Consider the following 18,830-nt stretch of genomic DNA (forward strand, 5'->3'; position numbering starts at 1 on the left):
TCTTTTCATCTAAATGCCTATTGCAATTTTAAGTTTACCTATCAGACTTATAGGTTTAAAGAGAAAGGAATAATTGAAAAATCACTAATTTTGAATATAGGTTTAAAAGTCTATAATACAGTGTTTTAAAAGGATTTAATTAAGAAATAGTGTATCTGTAAGAAAATAGTTGAAAGGTGGATTTATGAATTTTGACTCTCGTCTTTTGATTTTGTCATTGTATTTATCTTTTTTAATAAAGCTAACGAGAGTCCTAATAGAAGAAGAAGTAAAAGACGATTTAGTTACTTTTTAATAGGAGGATAGTTCTTGTTAGGTAGACTTGGAGAATGTAATTATATCAGTACTATTCTTTCAAAATGTTTTTTAAGTCCATTCGTTCGTGTAAGAAGCGAATGACTAAAATATCTTTATTCTGTAGTATTTGATAGAATATAATATGTTTACCTATAGCAAAACCTAAGAGATGTGTATTTATCCTGGCGTAACTTTTTCCAAGAGTTGGATTATTGGTTATTTTCTGACAAGTTTCAATTAATAGAGTATAATATTTATTAGCTTGATGCTCAGACCATGCTTCAAAAGTATATGACCAAATTTCGGAGAGATCCTTAACCGCACGGTTAGTCAAAATATACTTTGCCATTATTTCTATTTGTTAGCCTTTAAAGCTTTTAGATGGTTGTTAGGGTCAAAGTCTGCAGCTATTCCACTATCAATTCCTTCTTGTATAGCATTTCTTAATACTTGTATCTCATTTTCTTCTTTCTCAAGAAGACGTAGACCAGCGCGAATGATCTCACTAGCATTTTTATAACGACCTTCATTTATTTTAGCTTCAACAAAACCTTCAAAGTAGTCTCCTAATGATACTGATGTATTACGTCCCATAACTTCTATTTTTATCAAAGTTACCAAAATTTGGTAATTTTAGATAGCGCATTTACTTTTATTTAGTATTTATTTTCAGTGTGTTAGGAGGCTTATAAGAAAAAAGAGTTGACCCAACTGAGCCAACTCTTGCGAATTACTTATTATGTATCAATCTAAACGACTACTTTGCAGCCCATATTTCTATTTCTAATTGAATCTCTGGCAATCCTAGTGCTGTGATATACCCAACAGTCATAGATGGGTAATCTGTACCAAAAGTGTTATCCCAAACTTCGTAGAAGAAGTCCCAGTCTATCTCTTGTGTCGCCCAAATATTAACTTTAATAACATCATCAGCAGTTAGTTTTTGACTACCTAATACTTGGATGATATTCATAAATGTGTTTTGTACTTGCGCATTAAATGTAGAAGGGATATTCCCCATCGCATCTGTACCTATTTGTCCTGAGAATGTATATAGATTAGCTCCTTTAGGAACCACAGTCACATGAGAATATCTTCCCACTGGTGCTGCTAAAGTGCTAGGATTAAGTCTTTGTATTTTTGTATTCATCCGCTATAAATTATTGTTTCACGCGCGAAATTAATCTATTGATTTTTGAATTTAAGTTTCCTAACTAACTTTAGCTTTTTTATAAGATAAATGGCTGTTTTTAGGGGTAAACATGTTTTCTAAATTTAGTTATTTTTGCTCATTATGCTAAACATAATAATATGGAAACTATTAATTATCAACTATTTTTAAAAGAGATAGCACCTTTTGAAAACTATTTGTTTTATAAAGCTTTAAAAGAGAAAGAAGTAGTAGAATTAGAGTCAAGTATCTCAAGATCGTTACCACCTTATTACAGAGAGTTCTTGTTAACTATTGGTATCTATCAAGATGTTATAGAAGGGCTATTCATTAATAAGAACGAATGGATAGAACAGAATGGGTATTTAGGTGAAGTAGAAGAGAACTATGTGATGATAGGGGATAATGGAGGTGAAGAATTTTGGTTGTTGCGTACAGATGATACAGATGATCGAACAGTTTATAATTGGGTAGATGACGAAATAGAAGAAACTGGTTTTGCTTTCGAGGATCTACTTGAGAGATGTTTAAACAATTTGAAGGATGATAGCTTATGTAAATTAAGCAATGATAAAAAAGCTTTAAGGATTAACTTCGTTTTACGCCCTGAACAAGAGAATAAACTAAGTGAAGTCTTAGGTATAGAATATACAGGAGAGTGGATAGAAGATATCCCTAATTTTGAAGATTTGAGAGATTATTTAAAAGATCAGCAGTTAAGTGTTTATAATATTCATGCAACATTAAATGGTCAATCTATTGAGATAAGAAAAGAGTATAGTGATAAAACAAAAGAAGCTGTGTATACTTTTGGTTACAACGAATCTTTATCAGTGTTAAGAGAGAATTCTAAAATAGAAGAGTATCAAACTTTGATAAAAGAACAGTTTCGCAACTCTTCTGTAAGCGTTTTTGATATTTATAATACCGATTTAACTGATTTAGTTTGGTAAGAGGCATATTATACTTTTTGGTGTTCTTTTTTATACTGTGAGGGAGTCATTTGTTTATATTTTTTAAACAATTTAGACAAATGACTTTCATCGTTAAAGCCTAGTTCAAAAGCTATTTCTTTTAATCTGGTATTGCTGTACTTAAGCCTAGTTTCTACTAACTTTAGCTTGTAATCTAAGATATAGTCTTGTAGTGATATCCCTGTCTGTTTCTTAAAATATTCACCCAGATAGTTTTTAGAAATACTAAACTCATTGGCTAACGCTTCTAAAGTCAACTTCTCCTTATGCCCAATGTGTTGCTGAATATAAGTGATCATTTTCATAATATCTTGTGCCTTTCTATTCTCATTGACTTGCTCATAATCGTGTAGAATAAGGTTACGAGCTACAAGGTTGAGTAGGATAGAAATGCATTGTCTTATGATTAAATAATCTTGTGTATGGTTATTGTGCTCTCGTTGAATACTGAGCAATAACTGTTCTGCAAATACAGCATCTTCTTCAGACTGGAACACACATCCCGCTTTAGTATGGTAGTTATGTGTGATATAGGTCAGCTTATTGATATTATCACAAGTCTCTATGCGATCTGCCTCTGTGCGAATCTGAATGATAAAGCTCTGAGGACATTCTATCACAAGGATTTGGCCATCTTTACTTTCAAAAGAATACGGTGTATCAAAAGGAATAATAAACAGCTTTCCCTTTTTAAAAGGGACTTTATGATCTTCATATAGACTCATCCCTTTTCCCTTTTGTATATACACGATAGTGAGATGCGCTTTTGGTTGTATACTAAAAACATCATCTATCAGTAGATGTTCTGTGATATGAATAGGGTCGAAGGTGTTTTTAGAAGTCATATTGTTTACTGTAAAAACCTTTTAAAGTACAAGGTAATTTGTATCTAGGGTGTTTCCTTTGCAAAGGAATAAAAATAAACAATATGAATGAATATAAAAACAGGTGGACTATTCTACGCTATTTAGTTATAGGAGCTTTTCTATCCCCTTTAGATTACTTTATTGTCAATATGGCACTGCCTGCTATTAAAGAATCATTCCATGCAACAGAAAATCAATTGCAGATGGTCATTGCGATATACGGACTTACGTATGCTGCTCTGGTAGTCTGTAGTGGAAAGCTTGGTGATATATATGGTAGGAGAACTATCTTTACGACAGGGCTGTGGATATTCTTAATCTCCTCTTTGGCGTGTGCATTTTCTCCTTCTGTACAGATGTTGATTTTCTCTCGTTTTTTGCAAGGAATAGGAGCCTCTTTATTAGCACCTCAGGTATTAGCTTCTATTCGAATCCTCTTTGACGAATCAGAACGAGCAAAGGCTTTAGGACTTTTTGGTTCTGTATTTGGCTTAGCAGCTATAGTAGGACAATTATTAGGTGGTGTACTATTAAATATTCATTTGTGGAATCTAACGTGGGAGATTATCTTTTTGGTAAATGTACCTGTGGCAGCTATTTGTCTATACGGTATTTATACTACTATGCCTAAGGAGAAAGTACAAAAACAAAAGTTAGATTACTTAGGTGTAGTCCTTGTGATTAGTGCGTTACTTTGTTTTATCACTCCTTTGATTTATGGAAGAACCTATGATTGGGTGTGGTGGATATTTGCTATTATAGGAGGTAGTATAGCACTTGCTATTAGCTTTGTGAAGTATGAACAATATAGAGAACAACGCCAAAAACCTGTCTTGTTATCTATCTCTTTGTTTAGTAATAAATCCTTTGCTTATAATTTGCCTATCATCTTGTTTTATAATTTTACCGCAGGGCTATTCATCTGTTATCCCTACTATTTACAGTCTTATCTAGGGTGGGATGTATTAGTAGCTGGTATGGCTGTTTTGCCTTATGGAATAGGTTTCTTTCTAGGGCCAATCTTATTTGCTAAGGTAGATAAGCAAGCTTCTTTTTGGATAAGATCAGGACTATTGTTATTATTAATCTCTTTCGTAGGGTTAGGTATATTATTTAGTCAATATGGTACACCGAACGCATTCATGCATGGCTTATTTCTATCAGCAGGACTTGGACACGGGCTGTTAATGCCTGTGATGATGAAAGAGAGTATTAAGTCCATAGCAATAGATCAAGTAGGGCAAGCATCAGGTATTGTGAGTACTACGATACAAGTAGGCAGTGTATTAGGAGGAGCAGTGATAGGTACTGTATTCTTTAGTTTAAGTAGTACTTTAGACTATCCTAAAGCCTTTGGGATAGCAATAGCAGTAATAGGGTTAGTACAATTAATCAGCATAGGTTTTTATGCTCAAATCAATAAACAAAAATAAATAAGATGAGTAATTTAGAATTAGGAAAACAACAGGTAATAGACTTTCACATCAATATACAGACTTGGTTTAACGGCACAGCATCTAATAAAGAAGAGTTGTATCAAGCGATAGTAAGTACATTCGACCCATTATTTGTAATGACTAACGGAGATGGTAAGAGTATGGGGTATGATACATTTACACAATGGTTAACTACTGCTTATGGAATCTTTCCAACAAGACAAATAGAGGTTAAGGATATAGAAGGATACGCTACTTTCGGACATGCAGTAGTTCACTATATAGAAATACAACAGACAGATGATTTAAAAACAGTTAGAGAATCATCAGCAGTATTTACCTTAAAAGAAGGTAAAGCGATGTGGTATAGCTTAGTGGAGCGTTGGGTTTTATAGGTTCTCGGTTCACAGTTTACGGTTTACAGTGAACCGTAAACCTTAAACTGTCCACCATTAACTACTTTCTATCTAAATCGACTATCAACAAAGGATTGTCTTGACGCAATTGTTCAAGTAGTTTTTCTGTTTCAGAAGTCTTAGGATTTTCTAGTAAGGCATCATATTCTTTCTGAGTAATACCAACCATCTGTAAGAAGTCTATACGTCCATTAGGAGTGTCTAAAGAGCCTAGTTCTGGGTCTAGTGCAAAAGCGATGGCTACTAAATCAGTATCGTAATCTAAACGAATAGGGCTATTAGTAGGGATAAAATGAAACTCTTCAAACCATTTTCCTGAGTTAAATACATATTTAGCCAAGTTATTCATAAGGTTCATCGCCCAATGAAAGTTTTCATCTCCTTGTTTTTTTAGACGCATTGTCAACTCAAAACCATATCCACTAAAGTCATTGTCTACAGCCTCGTCATTATAATATAAGTCAGAGAATCCATAGGTAACAATATGGAAATGATCTGTCTGTTGATCACTATTATATACACTTAATCCATCTAAAGGGTTTTCTCCACCTAAAGAGTAAGGTAATGCATTGCCGAAGTGCTGAGGTTCTTGCTCTCCATATTGCTTTGCTAAGTGATCAGAGATAGCATCCCATCCCACTGCATCTTCTTCATTGTATTTTTGTTGGTATTCTTCTTTTGTCATTTTTTCTATGTGTTATTTTATGCGTCTTATAGCCTAACAAAAATAGTCTTTTTGTTAAAATAAAATAGCTAAAAAGGATGTGTTACAGAGGTGTATTGTTAAAAAAGACGGCATAGAACAAAGTTGAAAGTTAAAACAAGAGATGTTATTAATAATAGAATTATCTTTAAGGATTCTAAAAAACAAGCATTAATTATATGAAAATAGCCATCGTATGCTATCCAACCTTTGGGGGTAGTGGTGTAGTAGCCACAGAATTAGGGTTGGAATTAGCGAAAAGAAATCACGAAGTGCATTTTATTACTTATAGCCAACCAGTGCGTTTAGCCTTGCTAAATCCTAATATATTTTATCACGAAGTAAATGTTCCTGAGTATCCATTATTCCATTATCAGCCTTATGAACTTGCCTTGTCAAGTAAATTAGTGGATATGGTGAAACTATTCAAGATCGATGTACTGCATGTACACTATGCTATTCCTCATGCTTATGCAGGGTATATGGCGAAGCAGATGTTGAAAGAACAAGGGATTAATCTACCGATGATTACAACACTACATGGTACAGATATTACTTTAGTAGGAAATCACCCGAACTATAAGACTGCAGTGAGCTTTAGCATCAATAATTCTGATTATGTGACTTCTGTATCTCAATCTTTAAAAGAATCTACTCACTGCCTGTTTGGTACTGAAAAGGAGATTCATGTCATTCCTAACTTTATAGAGGTAAAAGAATTAGACTGTGAAGACACACCGTGTAAGCGTAGTGCTATGGCTGGTAAAGATGAGGTGATCGTAACGCATATCAGTAACTTCAGAAAGGTGAAACGCATCGAAGATGTAGTCTCTATCTTTTATGGAATCCAAAAAGAGAGACCTGCTAAACTGATGTTAGTAGGGGACGGGCCTGAGAAAGAGCGTGCAGAACGCCAAGCATTAGAATTGGGAATCTATGATAAGATTATCTTCTTCGGTAATAGTAATGAGATAGAGCATATCTTATCTTATTCTGATCTATTCTTATTGCCATCAGAGACAGAGAGCTTCGGTCTAGCAGCCTTAGAAGCAATGGCGATGGGAGTACCTGTTATCTCTAGTAATACGGGAGGTCTTCCTGAGGTGAATGAGCATGGTGTATCAGGATATCTTAGTAATGTAGGAGATGTAGAGGATATGGTAGCGAATGCATTGAAGATCGTAAAAGATCAAGATACGCTATGTGGTTTTAAAGAACGCGCAAGAGAAGTAGCGAAGAAATTCAGTATAGATAAGGTCGTACCTCTATACGAAGATATTTATCGTGCTGCGATAGAGAAGAAGTAAGAATACTTTAAATAGAAAAGGGAGTCAAGTGATTGACTCCCTTTTATTTGCTGTGTATTTTGGTATCATCTTCTTTATCAGTAAACCAAAGTACAAATACCTCTATTTAGCATAGATAACCATACTAGGGTTATATTCTTTTGTATTATATAAAGTTAACCTTTGTGCAGTATTATTGATAGGGTAAAAGAACTGTATATCTGCTACTAAAAGCTCAAATTTTTCATCCGTATCAATACAATTACACAACCAGTCAGTTTCGTTTACAATAGAATCATGTATCGAAAATTCTATATTTAGCTCTCTAAGTGGTCCTTCTTTGGATAAGTCGTTGTCAGGGTGTATCGCAAAGGCTCTAATGCGCAGGAGTGCATCTGTACAACCTTTTGGGAAGACCACTTGTTCTTTTGGAATAAAAGAAGGTACCTGTACTTGCAGTACTTCTTTGTCTGTGTGTTGTACAATAATTCTTTCGAGGAAAGTGTCTTTAAACAGAGCTTTTCTATTGAACTCAAAACCTTCGAGTGCTTTACAATTGACCGAAAAAATCGACCTTTGTTTAAAATCAATCTTATCCTCCTGGTGCATGATACTCATGAGGTGCCCTAAAAATCGAGAATGCATATAGCTCTCATGTCTTTTGTTTAAATGAATCTCGATTACCTGTCGAATAAAGGAAGAGTTATGAGATACACTTCGCATTAATTTTGCATTGTGATTTTTTGATTTGTCTTGTTTTGAACGATTAGGCCTTGTTTGGAATATCTGCTTGCCTCTGTGTTCTTTTCCATAAATAGGTCCTATTATACCTACTAGGAGTTTTTTGGAATTAATTCTAGCCATAATGTTGTTGGTTTTAATAGTTGATAATAAGTATTTTATATCAAAAATCGAGCCGAATGTTCAGCATCTGATGGTAGAATTATAGTATAGTGATTGCATTCTTTTATAGCTTTATTATGTGACCACTATGCGATAAGTATCCGATAGGTATGCAATCAGTGCCATTAAAAAGTAATGCTTACTTATTTGTTTAAAATGCATCTGTATAAAAAAGGGTTATTCTAATCATGAGAATAACCCTTTTTAGGATATATAAATAACTAAGCTTCTTTTTTAGTGCTAAATATAGTAGAGCCTACACTCGCAGTGATCACACAGGCTATAGAGATCCACTGTGTCATGGTGAGGTGCTCTTTTAAGAATAGAAGACCTGACATGGCTGCAAAGGCAGGCTGTAAACTAGTAAGGATACTGAATGTCTTGGCTGGTAACTTCTTTAGTGCAACTAAATCTAGAGAGAAAGGTAAGGCACTAGATAGAATAGCGACTAATACACCTAACCCTAAGCTACCCCAGGTCAACTTCTCTAGTCCTCCCATAAATAAGGCTACAGGGACTACGATAAACGTAGCGAATACAAGACCTACTGATACTGCATGGTTTGTATTCATTTCTTTAGAGACTTTACTTCCCATCACGATATAACACGCCCAAAATACACCTGCTGTAGCGGCTAATCCTAGTCCTATAATATCTACATTGTTAGTCTGCCACGGAACGATTAATAATATCCCTGCACAAGCAAATAAAGCCCATACGATATCTAATACTTTTCGAGATAAGAATAGCGCTAGAAATAAAGGGCCTATAAATTCTATCGTCACTCCTAGTCCTAATGGAATGCGCTGTATAGCGAGATAGAAGATCATATTCATCAGGGCAATAGAACCTCCAAATAGCCCACAGTACAACCATTCTTTTTTAGAGAACTTCGAAATCTTCGGACGATTAATAATATTAAGGAATATAGCTGATATGCCTATTCTCAAAGCGGTCGTTCCGGTAGCTCCAACTACAGGAAATAATTGCTTGGCTACAGATGCTCCCCCTTGTACACACATCATAGAGGTCAGGGCAGCAGCAACTGAAGATGCTGTAGTGTTTTTTTTCATTTATAATGGTTAGGTAGTAGAGGCTTGTATGATGTAGTATATCTAGGTTAGTAGGTATAATACTTCATATAGCGAACTTGTCTTAAGGTTAATCTCCAAAGCTATGATAATTTCTAAAACTATCAAATAGAAGAACAAGTACTTATTTGAATGGAGTTAATAAGGAACAATACTCACCTATTGAAAGGAGTAGATAGGGATAGAATTACATAAGGTGATTTTCGATATAAAATATTTTTATTGGGTGAATATGAGCTTTTTTTGAGTGAATGAATATTTGAATTTTCTCACTCAAAAAAAGTGGGGTTTGGCACTTTATTGTTATGATACATAGTGTGTTAGAACTAACTTAGATTTAAAATTAGAGCTATGGCAAGATATAAAGCTACGGTGATACGCACATATAATAATGAGCAGGTTTACCTCGAAAAAGGGATGAGTGTTGATTTTGTGTCATTTGCACATCCTTGGTTAGACAATGGCAAGGTGGTACAAGAGGCATTTAGACGAGTATATGGTATTGACTTCTCTAAAGGCGGCGGTTGTAGCCCTGCCTTTATAGAAGTGGTGGAGGTTTAGTGTAAAGGAGAATGATAACTTATTTAGATAAAAGATGAAAAATAGAATATATTTAAAACGACTCCCACTTAGCGATATTTCGTAGCAAGGAAGCTGGTTTTAGAGAGTAATAAGTAGATGTTTTAGAGCAAAAAGTACTTTAAAATTTGGTAGTTCAATATATAATTGTTTTCTTTGGCCTCGGTAATAGATTAAAAAAGAGCTCTTTTGAGCTGTATTTGATTGGTTATGAGAGGGAGATAGGAGCAGGGAACCCAAAAAATGAAATTACCATTCTTAAGTTAGAATAATTAATTCATCTACTAAATTAATATCACAGTTAAAGCCTATCCTTATAAAGGAATGGGCTTTTCTTTTTATACATGAGATTTGAAATGTTAATTTATAGGATTAGAATAAACGAAAGAGGGAGGCTTATATTGGCTTTTTATAGGTTGATAGATGGCTGAAATGATATTCTTATAAAGGAATGATAATAATTACAGTTGTTTTATTGTGTAAATAATTCTCAATGTGTGAACTTTGTGATGTTTTAACTAAAAATAGTTTAACATGAATTTGAATTGAATTATTTTTAGCGACTATAAATGTCACTTGAATTAATATACCATACAAAATACGTGAATAGAAATACTAAAATTCAGACACTTTCCACTTCCACCATTTTAGGGGAAGATACCTGGGATATAACTTTGTTCAAACATATTGAGAAAGGTAGAAATGATTTGTTGTCCCCACACAAGCATGATTTCTACTTTATCTTCTTCGTTGAAAAAGGAGGAGGATACCACGATATTGATTTTGAAAGAGTAGACGTAGTAGATTACCAAGTGTTTTTCTTGAGACCCCAGCAAGTGCACTATTGGTTATTGGAGAATCATACTGTTGGATTTCAACTGATGTTCTCACCTACTATCTTACAATCTCTGAATACGACTTATAGTCCTTTAGCTTATTTTCAATTAGGAGCACCGAATCAGATGTTGCTAACGAAGGAGAGCTTTGAGAAGTATAAGGCAGATTTAGAGGAATTAGAAGGACGATTAGCTAAGAATCAGATTATTGACCGAGAGATTGCTCTATTGTCGTTTCATTTATTGCTAAAACACTTACACAAGGATTATGTAGACTATCATGAGGGAGTGAATCCTCATAGTATAGATAAGAACATACTCCAGTTCGAAGAGTTGTTAGAAGTACACTTTAAAGAACAAAGTAGTGTAGCATTTTATGCTGAGCAATTAAAGATCACTCCGAATTATTTAAATATTCTTTGTAAAAAGGTATTGGGAACTAATGCGGGATCATTAATTCAGAATAGACTATTGCTAGAAGCAAAGAGGTTATTGACTACAACGAATATTTCGATTAAAGAGATTGCCTTTTCGTTGTCTTTTAATGATACGAGCTATTTTAATAATTTCTTCAAAAAACAATTGGGAGTAACACCTGGTGAGTTTAGATCGAGTTATAAAAATTCCAATAATCTATAAGAATATTACAACTTCCTTCCTATCAGTACTTCTATCTTTGTATTAGTAGTTATAAGTAACGAACTTAACCTATTAAAAATCAAGAGATATGAAAATGAGAAGAAGAATAGCTATATTACTTTTTATTGGCTTTATCGGAGGTGCGGCTATGGCTTGTAACTCGTCAGATGAAAGTTCAACCCATTCAAATGAAGTAGTAGATATGAAGGAAGTATCATTATTTACCGCGATTAAGAATAATAACCTTACTGCTGTGAAACAGCTTCTTGAAAGTAAGGTAGATATAGAACAGCGCAACGAAAAAGGAGAGACTCCTCTGATGTATGCTGTATATCAAAATCGCAATGCTATCGCAAAGATTTTAATGCAAGCAGGGGCAAATGTCAATGCCCAAGACAAGGTTCTTAATAGCCCTTTCTTATATGCAGGAGCAGAAGGTAATTTAGAAATAGTGCAAGAGGCGTTAAAATACGGTGCAGACTTTACTGTGTTTAACCGTTATAATGGTAGTGCACTTATACCTGCGGCAGAAAAAGGTCATTTAGAAGTAGTAAAATTACTGGTTAACTATCCCAATTATCCTATCAATCATGTTAATAGACTAGGCTGGACAGCGCTTATGGAAGCTATAGTCCTTAGCAATGGCGGTGCTGTACATACTAGTATCGTGGATGAATTAATTAAGGGTGGTGTGAATGTGAATATTCCTGACGCTGATGGAATAACTCCATTACAACATGCTCAAAAGAGAAATTATACAGGAATGGTGAAGTTGTTAAAAGCAGCTGGTGCTAAATAAACTGTATATTCGATAGGTGTATAACAATAATAGGAAACAACAACATGATAAATAGAAAGCAATTTCTAGGATTAACAGCGGCGGCAGCTGGTGGATTATTTATTCCATCAGTAGGCTCGTCAGCGAAAGCAAGTACTGAAAGAAGTTCTGTTAAGGCAAATGTGTTCATTCTGCGCAATGTCTTATTAGAAACTGGCTTTGAGTATAATGATAGAGGGGAAGTGTGGCGTACTAAGACAGCCTTATTTGATATACGCATTGCCAATGGAGTTATTGTTTCTATTGATAAGGTAGGAATGTCCGATACATCAGGTATTATCAGTGTAGATATGGATGGATTACTAATGTTGCCAGGATTTAGAGATATGCATATTCATATCGATAAAACGTTCTATGGAGAGCGCTGGTATGGTGATCCTAAACCTGGTCGATCTGTTAAAGATATGATCGATCTGGAAAGAAGAATATTACCTAATCTATTAGTTAAGTCAGTAGAAAAAGCGGAGATGGCGATAGACTTAATGAATAGTCAAGGAACTTATTTTGCAAGGTGTCAGACTAATATAGACCCGACTAGTGGACTGAAGAGCTTAGAGAATCTAAAAATAGCACTAGAGAATAAAAAAGAAGTGATGGGGAGTGAGATAGTTGCTTTTCCTCAGCATGGTATTTTATATTCTGATAGTGAGGCTCTGCTAAGAGAATCGGCTCAACTAGGGGTGGATTATATTGGAGGGCTTGACCCAACTACGGTAGATGGGAATATGGAGAAGTCTTTAGATATCATGATTCAAATCGCTTTAGATTATGACAAAGGAATAGATATCCATCTTCATGAAGGAGCTAAAACAGGCATTCCTGCTATCCAATATATTTTAAAACAAGTAGAAGCTAATAAAGCGTTACAAGGACGTACTTATATCAGTCATGGCTTCGCTCTAGGGCAGTCAGATGCTAAGGAATTAGAGGAGTTATGTACACAGATGAGTACTAATGGAGTAGGAGTGATCTCTACTGTACCACTAGGGCGCTCTATGATGCCTATACCTACATTCTATAAGCATAAGGTAAGTGTGATGACGGGTACAGATAGTATTATAGATCACTGGCAACCATTTGGGAACTGTGATATGTTAGAAAAAGCAAAGCACTGTGCCGAACTTTATGGATGGACAGATGAGCTAAGACTGAGTCGTGCATTACAAATAGCGACTAAGGATCAGGTACTACCACTGAATGAAGCAGGAGATCGCCAATGGCCAAAAGTAGGAGATTCAGCAGACCTTGTTTTCGTGAAGGCTAGTTGCTCTGCGGAGGCAGTGGCTCGTACTCCAGAGAGAGAAGCCACTTTCTATAAAGGAAAGAGAGTGTACTCAAGAAAAACTGTTTAGTAATCTAAACAATAAGAACGTTTTTTCATACCCAATTTTATATTTTTTTTTAAACATCAAAGACATTGCATTTATAGAGACCTGATATGGAAAGCCCAAAAATAACAGAAGGAAGTAGTATTTGATTTAGTGATAATAGTGTTTTCTAAAGTTTACTCCTAAAGGTTGATATACTTGTATAAGCGTAAATGTTTTTGGAAGTACCCCCATTAGAGACTTGTCATTAGATGAGTCTCTAATTTTTTAGTGATGAGCATAAAAAAAGGAACAGTCACAGAGCTGCTCCTTTTAAAGTACATTAATATATTTACGTTATATTATTTCTTGTAAACACTTTCTTTTTTGAAGTGAACAGTCAATAAGTAATAAACTACAGCTCTGTATTTATTTCTATTTGATTGACCGTATTTGTCCATAACAGCTTGGATACCTTTATCTAACTCTGGTCCATCTTTAAGACCTAACTTTTTAATTAAAAAGTTGTTTTTAACTGTAGCTAACTCAGACTCTGAAGAACCAGCAACGGTAGAAGAATCTTGGTTATAAATAGATGGTCCACATCCAATAGTTACAGCAGTTAATAAATCCATATTAGCTGTTACACCACACTTATCTTTTAAATCAGCAGCGTACTTTTGAATTAATTCGTCTCTTTTACTCATAATTTTCTTTTTTATTGAGTACAAGATACATAAAATTTCAATACGCAAGCATTAATCGCTGTTAAAATTACATATTGCGAAAATAGTTGCTCAGTACAGTATTATTAACCTCAGTAGGAGTGAATACTTCTAGAATAGCAGGACCGTTATTATCTTCAAAAAACAATTGACATTGCTGTTCTAGTTCTTCTTTGTTAGTCGCTGTTTGATATTTAAAATTATACATCTTTGCCAAGTGCTCAGCTGTGTGATGATGGCTTGTCTCAAAGTAAGTATTAAATACAGGTGTTTCTTTATGTCCTGGCAAGATTCTGAAAATACCACCACCACCATTGTTTAACAATAGTATTTTAAAGTCTTTAGGAATATAGTTATTCCACAGTCCATTACTATCATAAAGAAAACCGATATCCCCTGTGATTAATAAGGTAGGCTTTTGGGTAGCTACAGCAGCCCCTATAGCCGTAGAAGTACTTCCATCTATTCCGCTAGTACCTCTATTACAATAAACAGGGTTAGAAGCGTCTATTTTGATTAATTGAGCATAGCGTATTGCTGAGCTATTACTGATTTGCAATTGGGTTCCTTTTGGCAATTTAGCAAATAAGGTTTCGAATACACTTAGATCACTAAATGGTATTGTCTTTAAATATGCCTCATGCTTAGCTAGTCTAGCTGTGACAATGCTCTGCATCCAAGTGTAATAGTTAGATGTGGTATAGTGTTCTACGTTTTCTTTAATGGTTTGGAAGAAGTTCTCAGGCGTATCTAATACTGCTTTGTTAAGCGCATTATAAGTATCATAATGTCTTAGGGTATCAATATGCCAATGCTGAGCAGGTTTATACTTACGCAAGAATGCTTTGATTCTCTTACTGATCACCATTCCTCCAAAAGTAATCAAAAGATCAGGTTGAAAGGTTAAGAAATCTTCTTCAGAGAATGTGGTAATGATGCGATCGATATGTTCTACGCAGTGAGGGTGGTGCAGGTTAGAGGTAGTCTCTGTCATGATAATAACAGAAGGATCATTTGCTAACCAGTCTATCATCTCCTGACTTAGTGCATCAGGTGTATTAACACCTACAAGGATCAACTTCTTAGTTGCCTCTTTATAACTATCTATATATTGATCAAACTCTTTGAATTGAAGAGGTAGCGTCTCTAGGTTGATGATAGTAGGAGTAACTGTAAGTTCCTCTACAGTATTGTATAGCGGCTCTTCAAAAGGAGCATTGATATGCACAGGGCCTTTTTGGGCTATCGCTGTATTAATAGCATTGTTAATTAGAATATCATTTTCATTACTCGCCTCTTCTGTTAGATTAGCATTGTACACGATATGGTTCTCATATACATTGCGCTGTCTGATGGTCTGACCATCTCCTATATCAATCTTAGAGGTAGGTCTATCTGCAGAGATAATAACCATCGGTATCTGACTATAGAAGGCTTCTGCTACAGCTGGATAATAGTTAAGAAGAGCTGATCCAGACGTACAGACTAAGGCAATAGGGAACGCTGTCTGTTGGGCAATTCCCATACCGAAGAAGGCTGCACAGCGCTCATCTGCGAGACTGTAACACGTAAAAAAAGGATCACTAGCAAAGCCTATTGTTAATGGGGCATTGCGTGATCCTGGTGATATGATTATATGTTGAATATTCTTTGCTTTACAAATTTCAATAATACTTTGCGCTAGTTCTATTTGTGGATAGTTCATAATTTAAAAGTAAAACCCAAAGATACGAACAAACCCATTGTATTAAACCTCAAATCCGCAGAAAACATTTAATCGCTAATTGAAGCTATGTAAAGTAGAATTAATTCACAGTAAATGGTAGCTGAGGATTTAAGGTTAAATATGTAAAGTGACTTATTTTGCCTTAACCCAAGCTTTGATTTCTGGGTCATCTGGTAGTGTTCTAGGGTTGATTACTTTCACTAAATGACCAGTTTCGTCTATTAAGTACTTTTGGAAATTCCACTGTACTTCACTGTCTTCTAATCCATTCTTAGACTTTTTAGTTAAGAACTCATATATCGGTGCAATATCATCTCCTTTTACAGATATCTTATTCATCATTGGGAATGATACACCATAATTCTGCTCACAGAAAGTAGCGATTTCTTCATTGCTACCTGGTTCTTGAGATCCAAAGTTGTTCGCAGGGAAACCAACGATTACAAAGTTGTCTCCTCCGAATTCGTTATACATATTCTGAAGTTGTTTATACTGAGGTGTAAGACCGCATTCAGAAGCAGTGTTCACAATCATGATTTTCTTTCCTTTTAAGGAAGCAAAGTCAAACTCTTCTCCATAAAGGTCAGTAACCTTAAATTGGTAAATTGTTTTTTTGTCTTTTGGGGTTTGTGTCATAATGCTTTTATTGGTATTAATATTAGTATGGTGTGTGTTTGCAAAAATGGGTGTAATGGCTAAGATAGCCGCCATAACGAATAACTTTTTCATAATGATGTGAGTTTTATTGAGGTGAAATTACAAAACTGTTTTTAATTCCCTACTTGTTTTAACGCTTAATTTGTTTTCTTTAGTATTTTAAACGCATCACATAGAGGTCTAAACCTTTTGCCCAATAATCTTCTTGAGTTTCTATCACTTCAAAATTGTGTTTTTCAAAAAAACGGTACACCACCTGAGAGGTACGCACTTGTATTGTTTTGATTCTATGATCAGGCTTTAGGAGGTTTAATCTGTGTTTTAAGAGTAGAGAACCTGCACCTTTTCGATGATAATCAGGATGTAAGAATCCCCAACTCAATGAAGCAAATTCCTTCTCGAAGTTTCTGTTAATACCTGCAGCACCTATAATCTTGTCATTGTCTAAGGCTACATAGTAGAGGTCTAGATACTGATCTAGGTATAGCGCTAGGTCATCTACTTCTTCTTGCGCAAAATAAGTAGGGACATTGAGCTGAAGGATATCGAGTAAGATTTGCTTGTCTTCTTTCTGATAAGGTCTGATTGTTATACTCATTAATTTAGTAATTAGCTGTTATAAAAGTGTAATTGGTGTGATTAATTTAAATCCAATAGGGATTAATAGGCTAAAAGTAATAAAAACTTAAAATATGGAGTATAAAAACTGCTTATTATAAGTATAAACTACTAACTTTGATAGTTTGCCAATATTGCAATTATTAAAGCCCAAAAACATATTTTATGAAATCAGTAGTCATTCAAGGAATCAAAGGATCTTTCCACCATGAAGCAGTTGGGAAGTTCTTTGGTTCAGAAGAAGTAGAGATAGTGGATAGTCCTACTTTTAATTCGTTAGTAAAACAGTTAGTCAATAAAGAAGTAGATTATGGCATGATGGCGATAGAGAACTCTATTGCAGGATCTATATTACCTAATTACTCGTTGTTAACTAAGAATGACTTGTATATTTGGGGAGAGATTGCTCTTCCTATTAGACATAATTTACTAGCCTTAAAAGGACAGACATTAGCGGATATTACAGAGGTGCGTACACACCCTATGGCCTTATTACAATGCGAGAACTTCTTAGATCAATATACTGATTGGAAGCGTCTAGCGATGGATGATACGGCTACATGCGCTAGAAATATTCAAGAGAAACAGTATAAAGGTGTTGCATCTATCGGATCTACATTAGCCGCAGAGATGTATGATCTAGAGATCTTAGCAGAGAATATCCATGACGTGTATGATAACTATACACGATTTTTCTTGTTAAGTAGAGAGCCTAAGAAAGTAGAAGGGTTTAATAAAGCTTCACTATATTTTTATACAGATCACCAAAAAGGAAGTCTAAATAGAGTATTAGAGATACTAGCTTCTCATGATTTAAACTTGAGTAAGATACAGTCTGTGCCTCTGTCAGGAAGTGTGTTCCAGTACTCATTCCACGCAGGTGTTGTTTTAGTCAATGAAGATTATGACAAGTATTATAAGGCGATGGAAGAAGTAACTAAGGCTACTCGATACTTAAAGGTATTAGGAGAGTATAAACAAGATAAATTAGTCATACCAGACCACCAATAGCTACAATTTTAGTAGTATAAGTAAAAAAGCGTGAATGAGATTATTCACGCTTTTTCTTTACTGCTTAGAAACTAATAACAATCCTGCTCCGATAGGGAGGATGACTTTCTTAAACTTATTCTCATCTATTCCATTGATAAACTCTTCTACTTCTGCTTCATGTGAGATTACATTATCTACTACCAATAGACTAGATTCAGTCTGATCTAATAGACGTTCTAGATTTTTCCAATATCCTGTATAATAACTTCTCTCTGCATCTAATAAGATAAGATCAAAATCAAGATTAGTATCAGCTAGATATTCTCCTGCGTCATAGGTTAGCAATTCCACATAAGACTGTAGGTTAAATTGTTTTAGGTTTTCAAATGCCTTATTTGTACGTTCCCTTTCGATATCTATAGAGATAATTTCTCCGTGATGATGAGATACAGCTTCGGCTAACCATATTGTTGAAAACCCATTAGAAGTACCTAGTTCCAGTATTCTCTTAGCTTGTTTTGTTTTGACTAATAGCGAAAGGAACTCTGCAGACTCAGGTTCTATATTGCGCCATTTATCTAATCGGTCTGTTTTTTGAGCATCTTCTTTTTTAAAAGTGTCATAAAGAGCTAAGAATGCTTTTTTTAATTCAATATTCATACTGAAGGGATTTTTATCTGATTTTGAACAACTAATTTACAGAATATACGTTAGTATAGTAAGTAATTAAAGTAGTATTTTTGAGTAATAAATAGTTAAAATAGAGTAC

General features: G+C 34.7%; 21 protein-coding genes. 9 read left to right on the forward strand and 12 right to left on the reverse strand.

All coding sequences use genetic code 11. The features are described from left to right. Nucleotides 1-346: 346 nt before the first annotated feature. From RT228_RS05250 to RT228_RS05260, 3 genes are all read right to left on the reverse strand, one after another. Nucleotides 347-646 carry a type II toxin-antitoxin system RelE/ParE family toxin gene (locus RT228_RS05250; protein ID WP_016649071.1) on the reverse strand — a complete coding sequence of 100 codons (300 nt, stop codon included), beginning with the start codon at nucleotides 644-646 and terminating at the stop codon, nucleotides 347-349. Nucleotides 647-651: 5 nt separating this feature from the next. Beyond that, nucleotides 652-891, reverse strand: coding sequence for a type II toxin-antitoxin system ParD family antitoxin (locus RT228_RS05255; RefSeq protein WP_016649072.1), 240 nt, complete (start codon nucleotides 889-891; stop codon nucleotides 652-654). Nucleotides 892-1,054: 163 nt separating this feature from the next. Then, on the reverse strand, nucleotides 1,055-1,447 hold the full coding sequence (locus tag RT228_RS05260) for a RidA family protein (protein ID WP_016649073.1): 393 nt from the start codon (nucleotides 1,445-1,447) through the stop codon (nucleotides 1,055-1,057). A gap of 161 nt (nucleotides 1,448-1,608) precedes the next feature. On the opposite strand from RT228_RS05260, the gene RT228_RS05265 reads away from it, so the two are divergent. Then, nucleotides 1,609-2,421 carry an SMI1/KNR4 family protein gene (locus RT228_RS05265; protein WP_039330075.1) on the forward strand — a complete coding sequence of 271 codons (813 nt, stop codon included), beginning with the start codon at nucleotides 1,609-1,611 and terminating at the stop codon, nucleotides 2,419-2,421. Between the two features lie 8 nt (nucleotides 2,422-2,429). Here RT228_RS05265 and RT228_RS05270 read toward each other — a convergent pair whose 3' ends face one another. Beyond that, the gene (locus RT228_RS05270) at nucleotides 2,430-3,287 is read right to left on the reverse strand and encodes a helix-turn-helix domain-containing protein (protein WP_039330069.1); all 858 of its coding nucleotides are present in this window, start codon (nucleotides 3,285-3,287) and stop codon (nucleotides 2,430-2,432) included. 83 nt (nucleotides 3,288-3,370) lie between these two features. Between RT228_RS05270 and RT228_RS05275 the strand changes: the two genes are divergently transcribed. After that, nucleotides 3,371-4,741 carry an MFS transporter gene (locus tag RT228_RS05275; RefSeq protein ID WP_059051595.1) on the forward strand — a complete coding sequence of 457 codons (1,371 nt, stop codon included), beginning with the start codon at nucleotides 3,371-3,373 and terminating at the stop codon, nucleotides 4,739-4,741. Between the two features lie 5 nt (nucleotides 4,742-4,746). After that, nucleotides 4,747-5,139 (forward strand): hypothetical protein, encoded by a 393-nt coding sequence (locus tag RT228_RS05280; protein WP_016649076.1) that lies wholly within the window; start codon nucleotides 4,747-4,749, stop codon nucleotides 5,137-5,139. A 61-nt stretch (nucleotides 5,140-5,200) separates the two neighbouring features. Here the strand turns inward: RT228_RS05280 and RT228_RS05285 are convergent, their stop codons facing one another. Then, complete coding sequence (locus RT228_RS05285; protein ID WP_059051596.1) at nucleotides 5,201-5,845, reverse strand: suppressor of fused domain protein; 645 nt, start codon at nucleotides 5,843-5,845, stop codon at nucleotides 5,201-5,203. Between the two features lie 197 nt (nucleotides 5,846-6,042). Here RT228_RS05285 and bshA point away from each other — a divergent pair, with 197 nt between their 5' ends. Then, the gene (gene bshA / locus RT228_RS05290; protein WP_006258317.1) at nucleotides 6,043-7,170 is read left to right on the forward strand and encodes an N-acetyl-alpha-D-glucosaminyl L-malate synthase BshA; all 1,128 of its coding nucleotides are present in this window, start codon (nucleotides 6,043-6,045) and stop codon (nucleotides 7,168-7,170) included. Nucleotides 7,171-7,272: 102 nt separating this feature from the next. Here bshA and RT228_RS05295 read toward each other — a convergent pair whose 3' ends face one another. Together RT228_RS05295 and RT228_RS05300 are read right to left on the reverse strand one after the other, a co-directional pair. After that, complete coding sequence (locus RT228_RS05295) at nucleotides 7,273-8,013, reverse strand: hypothetical protein (protein WP_039330063.1); 741 nt, start codon at nucleotides 8,011-8,013, stop codon at nucleotides 7,273-7,275. A 260-nt stretch (nucleotides 8,014-8,273) separates the two neighbouring features. After that, nucleotides 8,274-9,125 (reverse strand): EamA family transporter, encoded by an 852-nt coding sequence (locus RT228_RS05300; protein ID WP_039330060.1) that lies wholly within the window; start codon nucleotides 9,123-9,125, stop codon nucleotides 8,274-8,276. A 369-nt stretch (nucleotides 9,126-9,494) separates the two neighbouring features. Between RT228_RS05300 and RT228_RS05305 the strand changes: the two genes are divergently transcribed. The 4 genes from RT228_RS05305 to RT228_RS05320 all read left to right on the forward strand — a co-directional run bounded on the left by RT228_RS05305 (nucleotide 9,495) and on the right by RT228_RS05320 (nucleotide 13,387). Further along, complete coding sequence (locus RT228_RS05305; RefSeq protein ID WP_006258313.1) at nucleotides 9,495-9,704, forward strand: DUF6140 family protein; 210 nt, start codon at nucleotides 9,495-9,497, stop codon at nucleotides 9,702-9,704. 692 nt (nucleotides 9,705-10,396) lie between these two features. After that, entirely contained in the window at nucleotides 10,397-11,197 is an 801-nt protein-coding gene (locus RT228_RS05310) for a helix-turn-helix domain-containing protein (protein ID WP_225581811.1), read from the forward strand. 94 nt (nucleotides 11,198-11,291) lie between these two features. Then, nucleotides 11,292-11,996, forward strand: coding sequence for an ankyrin repeat domain-containing protein (locus RT228_RS05315; RefSeq protein WP_286397492.1), 705 nt, complete (start codon nucleotides 11,292-11,294; stop codon nucleotides 11,994-11,996). Between the two features lie 44 nt (nucleotides 11,997-12,040). Continuing rightward, nucleotides 12,041-13,387: an amidohydrolase gene (locus RT228_RS05320; protein ID WP_006264077.1), complete on the forward strand. Its 1,347-nt coding sequence runs from the start codon at nucleotides 12,041-12,043 to the stop codon at nucleotides 13,385-13,387. A 317-nt stretch (nucleotides 13,388-13,704) separates the two neighbouring features. Here RT228_RS05320 and RT228_RS05325 read toward each other — a convergent pair whose 3' ends face one another. The 4 genes from RT228_RS05325 to RT228_RS05340 all read right to left on the reverse strand — a co-directional run bounded on the left by RT228_RS05325 (nucleotide 13,705) and on the right by RT228_RS05340 (nucleotide 17,048). Then, nucleotides 13,705-14,049 carry a DUF2853 family protein gene (locus tag RT228_RS05325; RefSeq protein WP_006258306.1) on the reverse strand — a complete coding sequence of 115 codons (345 nt, stop codon included), beginning with the start codon at nucleotides 14,047-14,049 and terminating at the stop codon, nucleotides 13,705-13,707. Between the two features lie 67 nt (nucleotides 14,050-14,116). After that, nucleotides 14,117-15,772, reverse strand: a complete 1,656-nt coding sequence (gene menD / locus RT228_RS05330; protein WP_059051598.1) for a 2-succinyl-5-enolpyruvyl-6-hydroxy-3-cyclohexene-1-carboxylic-acid synthase — start codon at nucleotides 15,770-15,772, stop codon at nucleotides 14,117-14,119. Nucleotides 15,773-15,925: 153 nt separating this feature from the next. After that, a complete protein-coding gene (locus tag RT228_RS05335) occupies nucleotides 15,926-16,522 on the reverse strand; it encodes a glutathione peroxidase (protein ID WP_006261585.1) in 597 nt (198 codons plus the stop codon). Between the two features lie 79 nt (nucleotides 16,523-16,601). Continuing rightward, complete coding sequence (locus tag RT228_RS05340) at nucleotides 16,602-17,048, reverse strand: GNAT family N-acetyltransferase (RefSeq protein ID WP_006265690.1); 447 nt, start codon at nucleotides 17,046-17,048, stop codon at nucleotides 16,602-16,604. Nucleotides 17,049-17,233: 185 nt separating this feature from the next. On the opposite strand from RT228_RS05340, the gene RT228_RS05345 reads away from it, so the two are divergent. Then, nucleotides 17,234-18,079 (forward strand): prephenate dehydratase, encoded by an 846-nt coding sequence (locus tag RT228_RS05345; RefSeq protein ID WP_006261583.1) that lies wholly within the window; start codon nucleotides 17,234-17,236, stop codon nucleotides 18,077-18,079. Between the two features lie 57 nt (nucleotides 18,080-18,136). Here RT228_RS05345 and RT228_RS05350 read toward each other — a convergent pair whose 3' ends face one another. Then, a complete protein-coding gene (locus tag RT228_RS05350) occupies nucleotides 18,137-18,721 on the reverse strand; it encodes an O-methyltransferase (RefSeq protein ID WP_039330054.1) in 585 nt (194 codons plus the stop codon). Nucleotides 18,722-18,830: the final 109 nt, after the last annotated feature.

The organism is Myroides sp. (assembly GCF_032073645.1).
In the GTDB taxonomy this organism is placed as follows: Bacteria; Bacteroidota; Bacteroidia; order Flavobacteriales; family Flavobacteriaceae; genus Flavobacterium; species Flavobacterium odoratimimum.